This is a genomic window from Vibrio sp. 397, from assembly GCF_033339395.1.
Taxonomy (GTDB): domain Bacteria; phylum Pseudomonadota; class Gammaproteobacteria; order Enterobacterales; family Vibrionaceae; genus Vibrio; species Vibrio alginolyticus.
In genome coordinates, this window is the sequence record NZ_JAWOUN010000002.1 from 164,792 (window position 1) to 184,118 (window position 19,327).

General features: G+C 46.8%; 1 protein-coding gene. It reads right to left on the reverse strand.

Annotated elements, in window-relative coordinates; genetic code table 11:
• Positions 1–111: 111 nt before the first annotated feature.
• Positions 112–18,729 (reverse strand): retention module-containing protein, encoded by an 18,618-nt coding sequence (locus R7P36_RS03840; RefSeq protein WP_318122018.1) that lies wholly within the window; start codon positions 18,727–18,729, stop codon positions 112–114.
• Positions 18,730–19,327: the final 598 nt, after the last annotated feature.

Below are 19,327 nucleotides of genomic sequence, written 5' to 3' on the forward strand. Positions count from 1 at the left end.
GCTTCGCTCTTTCTTTCTATTTCGATTCAAATATCTCCTGTTTAAAATCAAGCTTTCCCGAAAAAAATGGGCGGCTTATCAGAGCCGCCCATTTTTATGTTGCATACAGGTTTATCCGTTATCAATAACACCGTTGTTGAGCAATGACTCTACAATCTCGTTGGAGCTGAGACCGTTGAAGTCGATTGAAGTACCTAAGTTTTCCACGACAATAGTCTGTTGAACATTTGCATCCGTCGTAATGTTCAGAGAAACACTTTCCGTCGATGCATCGTAGTCTGCCGAAATGTGACCAAGCAGATCATCCATGTCGATCATTGAGTTATTGAGATCAGAGATAACTTCACGTAAATCGATACTGTCTTCGTTAACAGTGAAGTCAGTAATGGTATCCACTGCCCCTTCATCAACGGAGTCTACCGTCCACTTGAAGATATCGCTGCCGTCTCCACCCGTTAAGATATCTGAGCCTAAGCCACCGATAAGAACGTCATCGCCATCGCCACCCAGAATAACGTCGTCACCGTCGCCACCAATCAAATTGATACCTGTGTCTCCACCGACTAAATAGCTGTCGTCCACTGCGGTTGACTGGTCAATATCGTCGCTATCACTACTCACATCCAAACTAATTTGGACAGGTGAAGACTGCGCTTCATCGCCATTAGATTCCGTTGATATCGCCGTAAGCGAAATATCGTAAGAACCGACATCAATACCACTGTTAGTATCTGTTGCGACAATTTCTAGCGTATCAATTTCATCGCTTGGTACTGTCCAAGTGGTACCATCGAAGCTAATGCCTGATGGAGAAACGCCACTTGTTACCTCAGCACTAGCTGGTACGCCCGTTAGCTCCAAAGACAGCACCTCGTCAATATCAGTAAGCGCCGCCATGATTCCGACAATCGCTAAACCTTGACTGCTCGCGGTTTGGCTAGCCGCAATTTGACGAATGTAATTAAACTGAGGATTGATACTCAATGTAGGTGCATCAGCTACAGGTGTCACATTGATAGTGAAATCTTGATTCGCTTCCAATGCGGTACCCGCATTTTCGAAGTACACGCCGTTGTCTTCGACTTTCACCGATAAAGTGATTGAAGCTGCGTTGACATCTCCTGCATCCACAAATACACCCTCAGAAGCGTCTGTTGCTCCAAGAACAGAGTTAATATTATCTGGTGTGCCCATTAGGGTTATTTCACCAGCCATCCCCGCCCCAACAGTCACACCACTACCTGCTGGCGGCTCGACACGAAGGTCGCCCTCGGTAACTGTAAGAGTCACGGTCATGCTTTCATTTGCTTGTGCGCCCGCAAAGTCGACGTCACTCACACTAATACCCGTTACTTTCTGGCCATCAGCTTCATTGATCGTATCCGTTACCGACGTTGCAGTGATTTCAGGTGCGTCATTGGTAGCTTCAACATTCAACACTGCTGTGCCCGAGATTGTAATTGGGTCTGGAGCGCCGTTAGTGGTTCCGTCATCTGTGATTTCATAAGTGAAATTAACGTCACCAAAGAAATCTGCTGCGGGTTCAAACGTCCACTCTGTCGCACTCACTTGAGTCAACGTGCCGGAAGTTGGGTCCACTAACGCAACATTATCGACGGTCAAGTTGTCTGACTCAGGATCACTTGCGTTGCTCAGCAACTCAGTAGCCGTAATAGTTACCGAACCACCATCTTCTTCGGTACTACTCAACGTTACCTCTGATGTTACCGGTGCATCGTTCACCTCAGTGACTTCGAAGGTCGCCGTTCCTGACACCGTTTGAGGATCTGAAACACCGTTCGTTGTACCGTTGTCGGTAATGTCGTAGGTCAGATCGACCTTGCCGTTGTAGCCAGGCGCAGGAGTAAATGACCATGTACCTGTTACGTTGTCGAAATCCAATGTGCCGCTGCTTGGTTCAACCAACTGGACATTGCTCACCATCAAGGTGTCGTTTTCAATATCAGACGCATTCGCCAACAAATCAGCTTGGGTAATATCAACCGCCGTACTGTCTTCTGCGATATCAGAAAGTGTCACTTCAGACGTCGTTGGAGCATCATTGACTTCCGTTACGTTGAACGATGCGCTGCCGTTAACCGATTTAGGATCGGATGCACCATTTGTCGTGCCATCATCTGTAATGGTGTACGTGATTTCAACTGGACCGTTGTAATCTGGTGCAGGGGTAAATTCCCACTCTCCCGTGCCACTGTTGAAAATAATGCTGCCCGAATTCGGATCCGTTAACTGAACATTGCTAACCGTGAGATTATCGTTCTCTACGTCTGTCGCATTCGCAATAAGATCCGCTTCAGAGATGGAGAACACACCACTATCTTCTTCAATATCCGGTAGCGTCACTGGCGTAGTTTCTGGGGTATCATTCACCGCTGTCACTTCAATATTGAAGCTGCTGCTGTTGGTATTTAGGGTGTCATCTACCCCACCAATTACGATACCTTCATTACCTTGGTCATCGACTGTCACGTCCACCTGAACGTCACCAAAGAAGTTCAGGTCTGGATTAAACTCAATCAGACCGTCTGCAATGGCATTGTTTAGATCGGCCACTGTACCTTTCAGTTCAACGGAGTCCGTACCATCACCGCTCACGGTTAGGTTGTAAGTAGCGATGAGCGTTGGATTAAGCTCCAAGATACCGCTGTCGACGTTCACATTGAGTACATATTCAGCATTCGGATCATCGAGTACGGCATCAATATCGGTAATGCTGAAACCATCAAGCAGCATTGGCGTATCTTCTGGTGTTTCCACATCCACGGTATTGACGAACTCTGGACGATCGTTCACTGCTTCAACATCAACAGTGACATCAAACTCCTCTGCGGAGCCCAAGCTTTGACTGCCATCGAGCCCAGTATCAACGGCTTGCACTTTGAAATGCAGCGAACCATCCCATGAGTTATCGTTGCGATCCCCAGAATTAAACACCACTTGATCCAAGTCTTGAGCATTGATTTCTAAGACAAAAATTCCGCCGCCTTGGTCAGTAAACACTGTCCCATCAGGTAATGAAACACTCGCCCCATCAGGGACATTGGAGACCTCAACTCTCAGCGTCTCTGGATCATTTTCCTGGTAGTTTGCACCATCTCCGATGGACTCTTTGTTATCAACCACTAACGCATTTACATTAATAACAATGTCTTCGCCCTCATTACCTGCAGCCGAAGTGTCGGGGTTCACATCAACATCATCACCAATAGGATTGACAATAAGCGTAAAGTTGTTGTTTCGTTCCGTTGGAACTTGTAGCAACTCCTCTTGAATGAAGACCGTAATACCTATCTCAGCCTCGCCACTAAAGTGTTTTGGCGGTTTAACTTGGATGTCACTCAGGTCAATGGACGTCTGAGTGAGATCTTTTAGTTGAATACTCCATTCGCCCCCACCGTTGTTCTTAACAACATAATCAGAGGAATTGGATTTAACGATAAAGTCATCAGGAAGCCCCGTTAACTTGAGTGAAACGAAACTCTCAGAACCGTCATTATCGTTCAGGCTGATCGAAACACCAGAGCCCGATTGATTCAGCGAAATTAAAGTATCTTCGTCACCAATCACCGTGATTGGCTGCGTCGGATCGGCACCTGTAATGGTAATGTCATCAACGACTGGCGTAACTTCAAATGTGACATCGTCAGTGAAGGTTCTCACATCTATATTATCGCCAGAGTTATTCAAGATAGACTGATCAAACACAGCTTCATCAGTAATTTCTCCCTCGATATTAATCTTGACGGTATTTTGGCCACCACCTACGGGGTAATTTTCTTTTGGCTTAAACAGAACATTGTCAAGCGCACCAGCTAAAATCTCAGCTTCATTAAACTCAATACTGGTTCCTAAGCTGTTACCATTGGCATCAACAAACTCACCTAATGTTGTGTCATCAAGCTCTAACTTGATGTTCGTTAGTGTTTCTCGACCACCTTGAGTGTTGTTAAATTGATCGGCAAAATCAACACTCAAGTTAAGTTGGATTAAGCCATCTTCGTAACCAACACCATCCGCCGTGGGAACGTCGTTATTTAGATCAGTCACAGGTTGTTTGTTTGCATCCAAGCCGAAAGTACCGACGATATCTACTCTTACATTTGGTGTGACATCGCTATCCAACGGCTGATCCCCGGCTGAACTCGGAACGTCTGCAACCGGTAAAACCTGAACTGGAAACTGGACATTATTTTCTTTTTCATCACCGGACTCAGTGTCTTTAGTGACAAACCGAATTGGCAATTCGAAATCACCTGCGTAATCTTCTGCCAAGTGCATCGTCAAACCATCAAGGCCAGTAATATTTCCACTCGCATCGATATGGGCTTGGAACACGTATTTACCATTGACAAAATCAACATCCGTCCCCGTGATCACCAAACCAGGAGGAATGCCAGGAGCTGTCGGGTCGACGATAATAGTCAAGACATCCTCCACACCATCTGCATTAATCGCATCGACTTTCGACGTCAACTGAGCACCAAGGTTAATAGAATTGTCTTCCAACGCTTGAATTTGAACATCATCAGCCACCTGAATCTCTGCCGCTACACTCATTTTCGGTGTGAGGACGGTTGGAAACTCTAGTGTCACATCCGTTTGACGCACGACCGTCGCATCTTTTTCGTTGCCCAAATCTTCGCCCAAATCATTCACTTCTGCGTAAATGGTTAAGCCAATTTGAGAGAGACCACCGTTATCGCCATCGTCGCTGTCATCGTTTGGTGTTAAATCAAGTCCAGACGGCGCTTTAATTGAGAAGTTGTCTTCATTAGTTACTGTCCAACGACCTCCACCTTCATTTAGTGCACCGACGATAACCAATTGGTTGAGGATCTCAGGGTCCACATTGTGAAATTGAACAACAAGTTGAGTCACCACTTCATCTGAAGACGCATCAAACTCTTGGTATTTAATGATATGAGCGCCAGATTCGCCCCCCATAGAAGTGTTGATCGTAAAGTCAATGTTACCTTGATCGTCTGACTTCACGATATCGGTAGCACCACCACCACTTTCAGTGACAAGCAGACGGGTTTGGTCGTCTATTGCCCCCGTCTTATCCTCTGGCTCAACGATTGGATTAACTTGGACATTCACCGTACCATTGATGGTTTTCTCAGCGATACCTTCACCGGGATTCGAAGCGTCAACATATTCATGGTCAATCTCTTTCACAGTGACGGTTGTGGTCAAGTCAAAGTCAGTACTTGAATCCTGCTCCAACTGAACTTGAACATAGCCACTTTGAGAGATTTTAGCGGAAAAATCTTGTTCTGATTCACCGGCTTGCGGTGAAAGCGTTAGTGTTCCAGAAACAAGCGTTTGTGCCACACCATCTACATAGACCGTGCTGCCTGGAGGAAATCCAGAGATGGTTACATCACTAAAGAATTCATCGGTATCAGGGCTTTGTACGAGCGTCGGTTTCCAATCGATGTCAAAGCGCGTATCTTCATCTCCCTCCGATCGGACAACGTAGTTATCTTGAGCGTCAATAACGGGTTCGACCTTGATCCTTACCTCTCTTTCAATCACACGACTATGACCATCATTCTCGGTAACAATGATCGTCCCTGTAATCGCAATGTTTTCAGTTGAAGAGGCTTCCGGAATAATTTGAATACCGGAATTAAAATTCAGCCCAGTGATGTTTGCTTCGTAAATCGGTTGACCGTTACCATCATAGCCAACAAAGGTGAGGTCAACGCTTGAACCGTCTGAATCTACGACACGAACACCGTCGGGGATGTTGGACAGGATAACAGTAATGGCTTCTGAATCATCCTGTGGTCTATCGGCAACTTCACCTGATACAACCGAGAAGTTGAGGTTTACAACACCATTCTCTTCAATAGTCGTCTCTATCCCGGCCACATCTCCGTCTACGAATCGGTTCCAAACGTTCCCCGCGTCAATTAATACCGTGTCTGGTATGTCAGCAACACCTTTTACACCAACGATGACGGTCTTACTGCCCAGTGACAACACATCTTCTGTCGTACCGGTAGACAATGATGCTGTGTCTTTCACAATTCCTTCGACATTGAAAGTAAAGTCATCATTGCTGTGCAAAGGAGGAAGAACTTCGACGTTCGCTAATTCAGACTCTGGCACTTCGTAATAAAGTACATTGCCGCCTGAATCGGTCACTTCTACTATCTGACTTGGGTTTGCTGAGTCCAGCCACACCAAAGTAACCCCATCAATTGAGAAGTTAGAAATGCGCACAAATAACGCTTCAGAACCATCTAAGTCCGCTGATGGTTTCATGGTGATCACTTCACTTAATTGGAGTGGGTCGTGATCAGTGACAGGGTCTACCGTATTTTGAGTTCGAGCATTATCCTCAAACACATTAATTCGGTTTACAGTAAAACTACCTTTATCCGCAACTGGGTTTACATCAATAATGATGGTTTCGGTTTCTGAGCGAGCGGTATCTTTCCCAAGCAGTGGATTGTTGTTTTCCGTCGTAATAGCGGTGACATCAATTCTGATTTCGCCCGAGAAGTTATCTATCGGATCAACTTGAACTTCATCAATTCGGCTTGCATCCACCAGATAAACACCACCGGATTTTGGTATCGCACTACCATCTGAATAGACTAACTCTGCGTTACCTTCTCCTTGTGTAAAGACAAGCTCGTACACAATGCCTTCTGGGTTACTAGTGTCTTGGGTTTCAGCCGTGATGTTAAGTGCGACATTGTTTCCATCTTCATCAACCGAGTAGTTAAATTCGCTGCTTGCCGTCCACGTTGCAATATCTGCGACGGCAGCAACTTCAATGTCTAAACGACCATTAATCGTATGATCTGGCGTACCATTGTTAAGAATTTCCACGCGGATACGAGGATCGATACCAGAAGCATCGGTTGATGTATGACGATCTGGTACGAAGTACAAGTTATCTAACGAGACAAGCTCACCATTGAATGACTGCTCAACATTTGATGCGTCGAGAACAACCGTATTGCCCACAGATGTTAATTCAATGTAGTTGCCACTGCCGTCTCTGTAGTAGAACGTACCGTTGTGAGTATCAGCATCTCGAATAATGATGTCACCTAAGCTCTCGTTACGGTCGATATCGTGTAAATTGATAACCAAGTCGACTTTCGCAGGGCTAACATCCAGCGTCGACAAGTTGTCCTGAGTATTTGCAGAGTCAACGCCCACAACGACACCATCACGCCCTTGGTCTTCGAACGCAGTAACGGTAGACGTGTCAATTTGCGCATTGCGGTCTCTTATCGAGATATCCACATCGGCATCTGCGATATCGCCATCACCATCGGTTGCAACAACGTTGATGGTGAAATCAATCGAGTCGGTTTCGGTATGGTCAAGATCGTCATTCGGACGGAATGACACACTGCCATCGGTTCGAACAACCAAACGACCGATTTCAGTATCCACTCCGTCAAGAACCTTGTGAACAAATACGACTTGGTCGCTGCCGTTCAAATCGACAGAATCAGAATCAACACCGTTTTGCTTAAAGTAAATGCCTGAATCATCAGCCGAGAATGAAGTCACTTGTGCGCCGTCAGCACCAAGGTCATCATCCCCCTCTACAGGGTCTCGGAATAAACGAACCGTGCGGCTGCCTTGTCCCTCAACACGCGAAATAGATGCATCGTGCAAGGTTGGAACATCATCGGTAATCGTCACTGGTAAGTTAATACCTGCCGTATCGCCATCGACATCGGTCGCAAAGACTGGGAGATCAAGTATGAGTGTATCTTCGCCTTGAGTTGAGTGATCTAGCGCACCCTCAAGCGTAAACTTGTAAGAACCGTCAGCGTTCAAAACTAGCGTGAACACTGAGTTACCATCAGGTGTTTGACCTTGATAAGTAAAGTTGTTGTTGCTTACCGCGGTTTGAACTAACGTCACCGCAAGACCACCTGAAGTTACTCCTGGTATCGGGTTAGAAGTAAGATCCAGCTGATAAGAGACAACGGTATCTGCCCCTTCCACCGTATCGAAATTGCCCGTTGCTTCTAGGCTGTCTTTGTTGGTTGCCTGGGAGCCGTTGGCAAGGTCATCCTCATCAACAGCCAAAGCATCTGCTGATTTAATTTCGGGAATGTCATCAACTACGGTAATTGGAAGATTCAGTGGTGATGACGTGTCACCATCAAAGTCTGTTACTGTAATTGGAATATCAATGACAAGGTTGTTTTCACCTTGAACAGCGTCGTGGTCGATTGGTCCCAACAGCTCAAATTGGTAGCTGTCATTATTCGCATCAAGAGACAGCGTGAAGATCTTAGTTGATGTGCCAGTAATAACCGCTTCGTAACTGGTTACTCCACCATTCGTGCCTACTAGATTCAACTCGATGCTGCTGCCGTTCGACGTTAAACCAGACACGACTGCATCGAGGTCTGAAACTTGGTAGCTGACAATCTTGTCTGCACCAGCAACGACCTCAAATCCGCCGTTCAATACCGTAGAATCATTACTTGTCGTGTCAGAGCCACCGGAAAGATCATCTTCATCAACGGTTTGTTGGCTAGAGTCTGTCACTTTCACAATAGCTGGAACATCGTCCACCACGGTGATCGGCAAGGTGATGTTATTGGACACATCGCCATCAAAATCAGTCGCGTTGACTGGGAAGTTAATGACCAACGAGTTTTCATCGTTACCCGCAGGATGATCAAGTGCACCCAACAGTTCAAATTCATAACTGTCTGCTGAACCATTTAGCGTCAGTTTAAAGACGGTGTCCGTCGTACCTTGTACATAAGCTCGGTACTCAATCACACCGTTTGAATTTGAAAACTCAACCAACTCAAGCGGTTGACCACCTGAGGTAAGGCCAGAAACAGGCGATGTTAAACTATCCAACTGGAAGCTAACGATAGAGTCGGCACCATCAGTAACGTCAAAGTTGCCACCAATGATATTGGATTCTGGCGTGTCGTCCGAACCTTGGCTTGGAATATCATCCTCATCCACAGACAAGGTACTACCAGAGCTAATAGCATCAATGGTTGGTTTGTCATCTACGATCGTAACTGGCAAGGTCGCAGTGATGGTATCGTTGTCGCCATCCGTGATCTTCACAGGTAGATTCAACAAAATCTCATCAGAGTTAACCGCGTGATCTAACTGACCAGATAACTCAAAGTCGTATTTACCATCTTGATGAAGTGTCAACGTGAAGACCGTCACTCCACCCGGAGTTTGTCCCACGTAAACAAGCGCGTCAGCAGTTGAAGCGCCAACGTCTTGAGAAAGTGTTACCTCTTCTCCACCCGATTTCAGGTTCGAAATAGGATTTGAGCTCAGATCCAATTCGAAAGCATCAATACCATCTGCGCTAGTGACTTCGAATTCACCTGATACCGTTAACGGCTCTTTAGTGCCATCAGAACCAAGAGGTAAGTCATCTTCGTCGACACGTAGACTTTCAATATTGGTAACAACTGGAACATCGTCCACAACGGTAATTGGCAATGTGAAGGCTGGTGAAGTATCACCATCATTATCTGTCGCCGTCACAGGGAGGTTAATAACAATCTCGTTTTGCTGATTACCATCTGGATGATCAAGCGGCTTCTGTAAATCGAACTCGTAGGTGTTGTTCGTTGCATCCAACGTCAGTTCGAAAACCACTTCAGCAGGATTGCCAGCGACACCTTGGTATACGTTCACGCCGTTTGCGCTAGAAGACAGAACTAAGGTGATAGCGTCACCATCTGAAGTCAGTGACGCAACTGGCGTGGTCAGGTCACTCAGCTGAATAGAAGCAACTTGGTCAGCACCTTCGGTGATATCAAAAGTACCTGAAATAACAGTATCTTCTGCACTTGCAGCATCCGTACCTGCTGGTAGGTCATCTTCATCAACGGTTTGTTCGCTGCCTGCTAGCAAACCATCAATGGTCGGAACATCATCCACAACCGTAATTGGTAAGGTGATGTTGTTCGACACGTCTCCATCAAAGTCAGTCGCGTTTATCGGTAAATTTATGATCAGTTCATTCTGGCCATCAGCATTTGGATGATCGAGACGAGCGAGCAAATCGAACGTGTAGCTGTCATCAGAGGCATCGAGGGTTACACGGAATACTGGTGTCGTCGTGCCATCAATACGAGCTTCGTAAACTGAAACGCCACCTGCGTTTGATACTTCAACCATAACCAGAGATTGACCACCAGAGGTCAGGCCTTGTACTGGCGTCGTTAGGTCAGAAACGCTGTACTCGACAATGCCATCAGAACCATCAGTCGCGATGAAGTTACCGGCAATGCTGTTCGACTGTGTACCATCAGATCCGATTGTTGGGATATCGTCCTCATCAACCGTTTGCACACTTGTTGCTTCGATGCCACCAAGTGTCGGTTTGTCATCAACGATCTTGACAGGAATTGTCTCAGCAGACGTGTCGCCATCAAAGTCGGTTGCGATGATTGGGAAGTTCAGTGTCAGCTCGTCACTATCTACCGCGTGGTCGATTGGACCTTCTAGCGTGAAGTTATAAGAGCCATCGGTATTCACTGTCAGCGTAAAGACCGCTTCAGTCCCCGCTGTCGCTTCGTGAGTAAAGCTACCATCGCCGTTTGCGGTTTCCGTCAGTGTGACTGCCACGCCTTGTGATGTGAGTCCAGCTACTGGTGTTGCAGAAGCATCGAGCTGATAGCTCACCACTCGGTCCGAGCCTTGTGTGGTGGTGAAGTTGCCATCGATTGAAATCGGGTCAGTTTGGTCTGAGCCAATCGTACCTAAATCATCCTCATCAACGGTAATCGCATCAACATCGGTAATAGTTGGCTTATCGTCCACGATGGTGACTGGGATCGCTTCTGTGGTGGTATCACCATCAAAATCCGTTGCGATGATTGGGAAGTTCAGTGTTAACTCATCACTGTCTGTCGCATGGTCGATTGGACCTTGAAGCGTGAAGTTGTATGAGCCATCCGTATTAACTGTTAGCGTGAAGACCGATTCAGTACCTGCCGTCGCTTGGTAAGTGAAGCTACCATCACCGTTTGCAGTTTCAGTCAGGCTCACTGCCACACCTTGTGATGTTAGGCCATCAACTGGCGTTGCAGCAGTATCTAATTGGTAGCTTACTACCCCATCAGAGCCTTGCGTTGTAGTGAAGTTGCCATCGATTGAAATTGGATCTGAGCCATCAGAGCCAATCGTCGCTAGGTCATCTTCATCCACACGGATTGCGTCTACATCAGTGATGGTTGGTTTATCATCAACGATGGTGACAGGTAGTGTTTCCGTCGACGTGTCGCCATCAAAATCTGTTGCGATAATCGGGAAGTCGATTTGTAGACTGTCACTATTCACCGCATGGTCTAGTGGACCTTGCAGAGTAAAGGTGTAGCTGCCATCTGGCTTCACAACCAATTCAAATACGGCATTGCCATCTGCTGTGGCAGTGTAAGTAAAGCTGCCATCACCATTTGTTGTCTCAGTAAGCACGACAGGCTCACCATGAGAGGTCAACCCTGCTACTGGATCTGCTGTTGCATCAAGCTGGTATTTAACAACACTGTCCGAGCCTTCAGTCGTGGTGAAAGAGCCCGACATAAACGCATCATCGTTTTGGTCTGAGCCAATTGAGGCAAGGTCATCTTCGTCTACTGTTAGTGGGACAACGTTATCGATGGTTGGAACGTCATCAGTAATCGTGACTGGAATAGTCGCGGTTGTCGTATCGCCATCAAAGTCTGTTGCAATGATTGGGAAGTTCAGAACCAATTCATCGCTGTTTAACGCGTGATCGACCGGCCCTTCCAGACGGAAATTGTATGTGCCATCAGCATTAACATTCATGGTGAAGACCGGATTGCCATCCGCGGTAGCCACGTAAGTGAAGCTGCCATCAGCATTCGCATTCTCTACCAAAGTAACAGGCTCACCGTGAGAAGTTAAACCTGCGACAGGATCAGCCGTTGAATCAAGTTGGTAGCTCACTACACGGTCTGAACCTTGGGTAGTGGTGAACGCGCCTTCAACAAACACAGCGTCACTTTGGTCTGAGCCAATACCTGATAAATCATCTTCGTCTACAGCCAGAGGCACAACATTATCGATGATTGGCGCATCATCCGTAATGGTGACTGGAATGGTTGCCGTGGTCGTATCACCATCAAAATCGGTGGCAATAATTGGGAAATCAATCGTCAGGCTGTCGCTGTTAGCGGCATGGTCAATCGGGCCTTGCAGCGTAAAGTCGTACGTACCATCTGTTGCGACATTCAACGTGAAGACAGGATTACCGTCAGCGGTCGCCACATAGGTAAAGCTGCCGTCGCCATTCGCGGTTTCCACCAAGGTAATCGCCTCACCTTGAGATGTCAGACCCGCAACAGGATCAGCGGTTGAATCCAGTTGATAGCTCACCACTCGGTCAGAGCCTTGTGTGGTAGTAAACGCGCCTTCAACGAACACAGCGTCAGTTTGGTCTGAGCCCACGCCGCTAAGGTCATCTTCATCGACACTCAACGCATCCACCGCTGTGATGGTCGGTACATCATCAACAATCGTGACTGGAATGGTTTCAGTAACGGTGTCGCCATCGAAGTCGGTTGCGATAATTGGGAAGTTGAGTGTCAGCTCATCACTATCAACCGCGTGATCAATTGGCCCTTCTAGCGTGAAGTTATAAGAGCCATCAGTATTCACTGTCAGCGTAAAGACCGCTTCAGAGCCCGCTGTTGCTTCGTAGGTAAAACTGCCATCACCATTTGCAGTTTCTGTTAGCGTGACAGCCACACCTTGCGAGGTTAAACCGTCAACTGGTGTTGATGTGCCATCGAGTTGGTAGCTCACCACTCGGTCTGAACCTTGCGTGGTGGTGAAGTTACCATCAATAGAAATCGGGTTGCTTTGGTCTGAGCCAATTGACGCTAGATCATCTTCATCAACTGTAATGGAATCCACGTCAGTAATAACTGGCTTATCGTCTACGATCGTCACTGGGATAGTGGCATTTGTGGTGTCGCCATCAAAGTCGGTCGCGATGATTGGGAAGTTCAGTATCAACTCATCACTATCTACTGCGTGGTCGATTGGACCTTCAAGCGTGAAGTTATAGCTACCATCAGTATTCACCGTCAGCGTAAAGACCGCTTCACTACCCGCTGTCGCCTCGTAAGTAAAGCTGCCATCAGCGTTTGCGGTTTCAGTCAGCGTAACTGCCACGCCTTGTGATGTAAGGCCGTCAACTGGTGTTGCAGAAGCATCAAGCTGATAGCTCACCACTCGGTCCGAGCCTTGTGTGGTGGTGAAGTTGCCATCGATTGAAATCGGGTCAGTTTGATCTGAGCCAATCGTGCCTAAATCATCTTCATCAACGGTAATCGCATCGACATCGGTAATGGTCGGCTTATCATCCACGATGGTGACTGGGATCGTTTCTGTGGTGGTATCACCATCAAAATCCGTCGCGATGATTGGGAAGTTCAGTGTCAGCTCATCACTGTCTGTCGCATGGTCAATTGGCCCCTGAAGCGTGAAGTTGTATGAACCATCCGTATTCACGGTCAGCGTAAATACGGCTTCAGTTCCTGCTGTCGCTTCATAAGTGTAGCTACCGTCGCCGTTTGCAGTTTCCGTCAGCGTCACTGCCACACCTTGCGATGTTAGGCCATCAACTGGCGTTGCAGCAGTATCTAATTGGTAGCTTACTACCCCATCAGAACCTTGCGTTGTAGTGAAGTTGCCATCGATTGAAATTGGATCTGAGCCGTCAGAGCCAATCGTCGCTAGGTCATCTTCATCCACACGGATTGCGTCTACGTCAGTGATGGTTGGTTTATCATCAACGATAGTGACAGGTAACGTCTCCGATGAGGTGTCGCCATCAAAGTCTGTTGCGATAATCGGGAAGTCGATTTGCAGACTGTCGCTATTCACCGCATGGTCTAGTGGACCTTGCAGTGTAAAGTTGTAGCTGCCATCTGGCTTCACAATCAATTCAAATACGGCATTGCCATCTGCCGTGGCTGTGTAAGTAAAACTACCGTCGCCGTTAGCAGTTTCAGCAAGCACGACAGGCTCACCATGAGAGGTCAACCCAGATACTGGATCTGCTGTTGCATCAAGCTGGTATTTAACAACGCTGTCTGAGCCTTCAGTTGTGGTGAAAGAACCCGACATAAACGCATCATCGTTTTGGTCTGAGCCAATTGAGGCGAGATCATCTTCGTCCACCGTGAGTGGAACAACGTTGTCGATAGTTGGAACGTCATCAGTAATCGTGACGGGAATGGTCGCGGTCGTCGTATCGCCGTCAAAGTCTGTTGCAATGATTGGGAAGTTCAGTACTAATTCATCGCTGTTTAACGCGTGATCGACCGGCCTTTCCAGACGGAAATTGTATGTGCCATCAGCATTCACGTTCATGGTGAAAACCGGATTGCCATCCGCGGTAGCCACGTAAGTAAAGCTGCCATCAGCATTCGCAGTCTCTACCAGAGTAACTGGCTCACCTTGGGAGGTTAGCCCCGAAACAGGATCAGAAGTTGAATCAAGTTGGTAGCTCACCACACGGTCTGAACCTTGGGTAGTGGTGAACGCGCCTTCAACAAACACAGCGTCAGTTTGGTCTGAGCCAATACCTGATAAATCATCTTCGTCTACAGCCAGAGGCAAAACATTATCGATGATTGGTGCATCATCCGTAATCGTGACTGGAATGGTTGCCGAAGTCGTATCACCATCAAAATCGGTGGCAATAATTGGGAAATCAATCGTCAGGCTGTCACTGTTAGCTGCATGGTCAATCGGGCCTTGCAGCGTAAAATCGTAAGTGCCATCTGTTGCTACGTTTAACGTGAATACCGGATTGCCGTCTGCGGTCGCCACATAAGTAAAGCTGCCATCACCGTTGGCGGTTTCCACCAAGGTAATCGCCTCACCTTGAGACGTTAGCCCCGCAACAGGATCAGCCGTTGAATCCAGTTGATAGCTCACCACTCGGTCAGAGCCTTGAATAGTGGTAAACGCGCCTTCAACGAACACAGCGTCAGTTTGGTCTGAGCCCACGCCGCTAAGGTCATCTTCATCGACACTCAACGCATCCACCGCTGTGATGGTCGGTACATCATCAACAATCGTGACTGGAATGGTTTCAGTAACGGTGTCGCCATCGAAGTCGGTTGCGATAATTGGGAAGTTGAGTGTCAGCTCATCACTATCCACCGCGTGATCAATTGGCCCTTCTAGCGTGAAGTTGTAAGAGCCATCAGTATCTACTGTCAGAGTAAATACTGGGTTGCCACCCGCAGTCGCTTCATAAGTGAAACTACCATCACCATTTGCGGTTTCTATCAGTGTGACAGCCACGCCTTGCGATGTTAAACCGTCCACTGGTGTTGCTGAAGCATCGAGTTGGTAGCTCACCACTCGGTCAGAGCCTTGTGTGGTAGTAAAGTTGCCATCAATAGAAATTGGATTGCTTTGGTCTGAGCCAATTGACGCTAGATCATCTTCATCAACCGTAATGGTGTCGACGTCGGTAATAACAGGCTTATCGTCCACGATTGTCACTGGGATAGTGGCATTTGTGGTGTCGCCATCAAAGTCTGTTGCGATGATTGGGAAGTTGAGTGTCAGCTCATCGCTATCTACCGCGTGGTCGATTGGACCTTCAAGCGTGAAGTTATAGCTACCATCAGTATTCACCGTCAGCGTAAAGACCGCTTCACTACCCGCTGTCGCCTCGTAAGTAAAGCTGCCATCAGCGTTTGCGGTTTCAGTCAGCGTAACTGCCACGCCTTGTGATGTAAGGCCGTCAACTGGTGTTGCAGAAGCATCAAGCTGATAACTTACCACTCGGTCAGAGCCTTGTGTGGTGGTGAAGCTACCATCAATAGAAATCGGGTCAGTCTGGTCCGAACCAATCGTGCCTAAATCATCTTCATCAACAGTAATCGCATCAACATCGGTAATAGTTGGCTTATCATCCACGATGGTAACAGGCAATACGATTTGGCTTGTGTCACCATCGAAGTCTGTAGCAATAACGCTAAAATCAAGGGTTAAGCTGTCGCTATTTGCCGCATGGTCAATTGGACCTTGCAGCTCAAAACTGTACGAGCCGTCGGTATTCAAAATTAATGTGAAAACTGCACTGCCATTTGCCGTTGCGCTGTAGGTGTAACTGCCATCTGCATTTTGCGTTTCGGCAATGGAAACGGTTTGACCTTGAGATTGCAGGCCATTTAAAGAATCAGCGTTTACATCCAACTGATACTGTACGACGCCATCAGAACCTTGAGTTGTCGTAAACTGACCTTCGACCAGCGTTGACTGTGATTGGTCAGAGCCTACCAAACTTAAGTCATCTTCATCGACGGTAAGAGCGACAACGTCATTAATGGTTGGCACATCATCGGCAATGGTTACCGGTAGAACAAGTGAACTGGTGTCACCGTCAAAGTCCGTTGCGACAATAGTGAAGTCTAGAGTTAAGCTATCGCTACCCACAGCATGATCGATTGGACCTTCAAGGGTAAATGAATAAGAACCGTCAGGGTTCACTTGTAAGGTGAAGATAGCGTCCCCTTCTGCCGTTGCAGAATAGGTAAAGCTGCCATCTGAATTGGTTGTTTCCGTCAGAGAGATAGATCGCCCCTGCGATTCCAACCCATTGAGTGGATCAGTGCCGCTCTCTAATTGATAACTTACAACACGGTCTGAGCCCTGAGTCGTCGTGAAGCTACCTTGCGCGAACACAGAGTCGCTTTGATCGGAGCCAATGCTTGATAAATCGTCTTCATCGACGGCTAGAGCCTCAACGCCATCAATCGTAGGAACGTCATCTTGAACTTGAATGACAATTTGCGCAGCTTCTGGTGTGTTCGAACCGTCGGTAATCGAGGAGCGATCACCATCCGCATCTACCGCGTAAACTGGCAGTGAGAAAGTAAGCGAGTCATCGTTAGCACCCGTGTGGTCAAGTTGTTCATACAAATTGAATTGGTATTCGCCCAATGCAGGTGCATCAATCGCCACATCAAATACGGTAATACGCACACCATCCAGCTCGATGAAGCCTTCGTAAGTACGTACGCCGTCACTCTCGGACGCTAGTTCTAGTTGAACAACCTGCCCTTGAGATTGGAGTTCTCCACCAACATTAAACTCTGTCGCTTCCAACTCATAGTGGTCAATGATGTCACTTCCGACCGCTGTCGTGATCGACCCAGTGCCACTTGTTACTGCCGCGCCTTCCTGTGAACCTTGGTCGACCCCCGCCTCGTCTAAAGACAAGCCCGTCACGTTCTCAATCACTGGATTATCACCATCGAGGATGGTCATCGTAAAGGTGTTGCTTGCCGTATCTTGGTCGAAATCGACGATTGTGGTTGGCAAAGAGAGCTCAATCGTATCTTCACCGTTTGTTTGTTCTAACGGCTTAAATTGCTCAAATTGGTAGGTACCATCAGTATTCAAACTGATGGTTAAGACGGTTTCATTCGAGCCCGCAATGGACAAGGTGATAGTACTGCCGTCTTCAGAGAGTACCGCTTCTGTCGCCTGATTATCACTCAGTAGGCCATCGAACTGACTAAGTCCTTCTTGATTAAACGTGACCGTTGCCAATTGATCACTACCAATATCAACAAAAGTGCCAGTAATTGGTGTAGAAGAAGATTCAACGTTTTCAAAAGTAACGTTCTGCGGCGCAGGATCATCGCCATCAATAACGGTTGTCGTAAAATCGATAGGCGCTTGAATGCTGTTCCCACCAATATCTGCGCCAGTAATATCAAAAGCAATATTGATTTGATCACCGACGATCGATACTTGGCCATCAGCAACAGACGCAACATGGTCAATACCCTGGCTAATCGTGGTAACGACCTCTAACTCTAAATCACGGCCTAAAGATGTCGCTTCGATCTCGATACGAAGCACTTCGTTACCACCTTGAGTGCCGATAATAGCATTTTGCGCTTCGTCGTAAACGAACGCCACTGGCTGACCACCAGAGGTAATGTCACTATTTAACTCGATTAACAAAGACTCTAATGAGGACGTTTCAGGTACAAATGAAGCAGTATCAAGTGCGAGATCCCCTGCTTCAACCAGCACACTAGAAGAAATGGTTTGCGGGTAGCTAGATAGAGAAATTGAGCCTTCTGTTACGCTAGATTGCAGTGACTGCCCACCATCAGCAAAAATCGTGACATTCAAACCGTCATCTTCGTCGCGATCATCTTCTCCGCTGCGAGTCGCAGACGTTTCAAAAAAAGTAGACGCGAGTACTTCCGGGTTATTATATTCAACCGTCACGTAGCCAGCATTAGCCGAGCCTTCAGCACCTGCGCCAGCAGCTGTTGCTTCTAAGATAGCGGTAGGGTCAGCTCCGTCTAAAATAGCTTGCTGGATAGCGGCAATATCGTTGGCGTCGAAGTCAGCACTTCCTATAGCCGTTGGGTCAAAAGTCACCAAGCCATTAACTGGAGATTGTACCAATACTGGTTCTAACGGTTCAGAAGAAGGCACAGGAAGACAAGCAACACAATTTGCATCGACCAGATAAAGCTCATTATTTATCTGTACGTCGAGAGAAGCATTATTTTCTGTGATAATAATCTCGCCAGGTCTTAACTCATCCCCCGCTTTTATGACCTTAACGTTTCCATCCAGGCCCAAAACCAAAACTTCACCTTTGACAGCATTTACAATCGCGCTCTGCGGTACCGTGTGCGTACTCATCTGACCTCCGCTAATGGCTTACGTTTCCCATTAACCTTTTTAGATAATTTCTTATTAATTTAGTGCGGCATACTGCACACCTTTATACGATTAAACTAAGTATTGAATCATTAAACAATCGATAAATACCCTACTACCAAGCAACATAAGTAAAACTTACTCGTAGTCACAGAAATGTGACACATGTGCTGACGCGTAGATATCGAATAATTATATGAAATTGATACCTTATTCTGATTAAGTGTAGTTGTTTTAAGAAAAGAAGAGAGATGAAATCATTCAGCTAAACGCCAGACTGCCGGTTGCGATCAATAATGGAAGAAAAGCAATGAGAATGTTGTATACACCGGAGCGTGATGACATCTTAATCAATATCGGTGACGAAAAAAACGTAACGATTAAATATTGAACAACATAAATTGCAGGACAAAATGCAACGATAAAAAAGTGGCTTACGATATGAATCCCCGCACACCACGAGTTCGGTTTTGTTCTGATATACAGCAAAAAAAACACGAGCAAGCTAATAATAAAATACATAAACACAGCACTTGAAAATAATTATCATTTTCAATCATATGTAAATATTCCCTTACTT

Coding starts and splice junctions, on each gene's coding strand:
- R7P36_RS03840 (WP_318122018.1), bottom strand. CDS start 18,729: ATGAGTACGCACACGGTACCGCAGAGCGCGATTGTAAATGCTGTCAAA.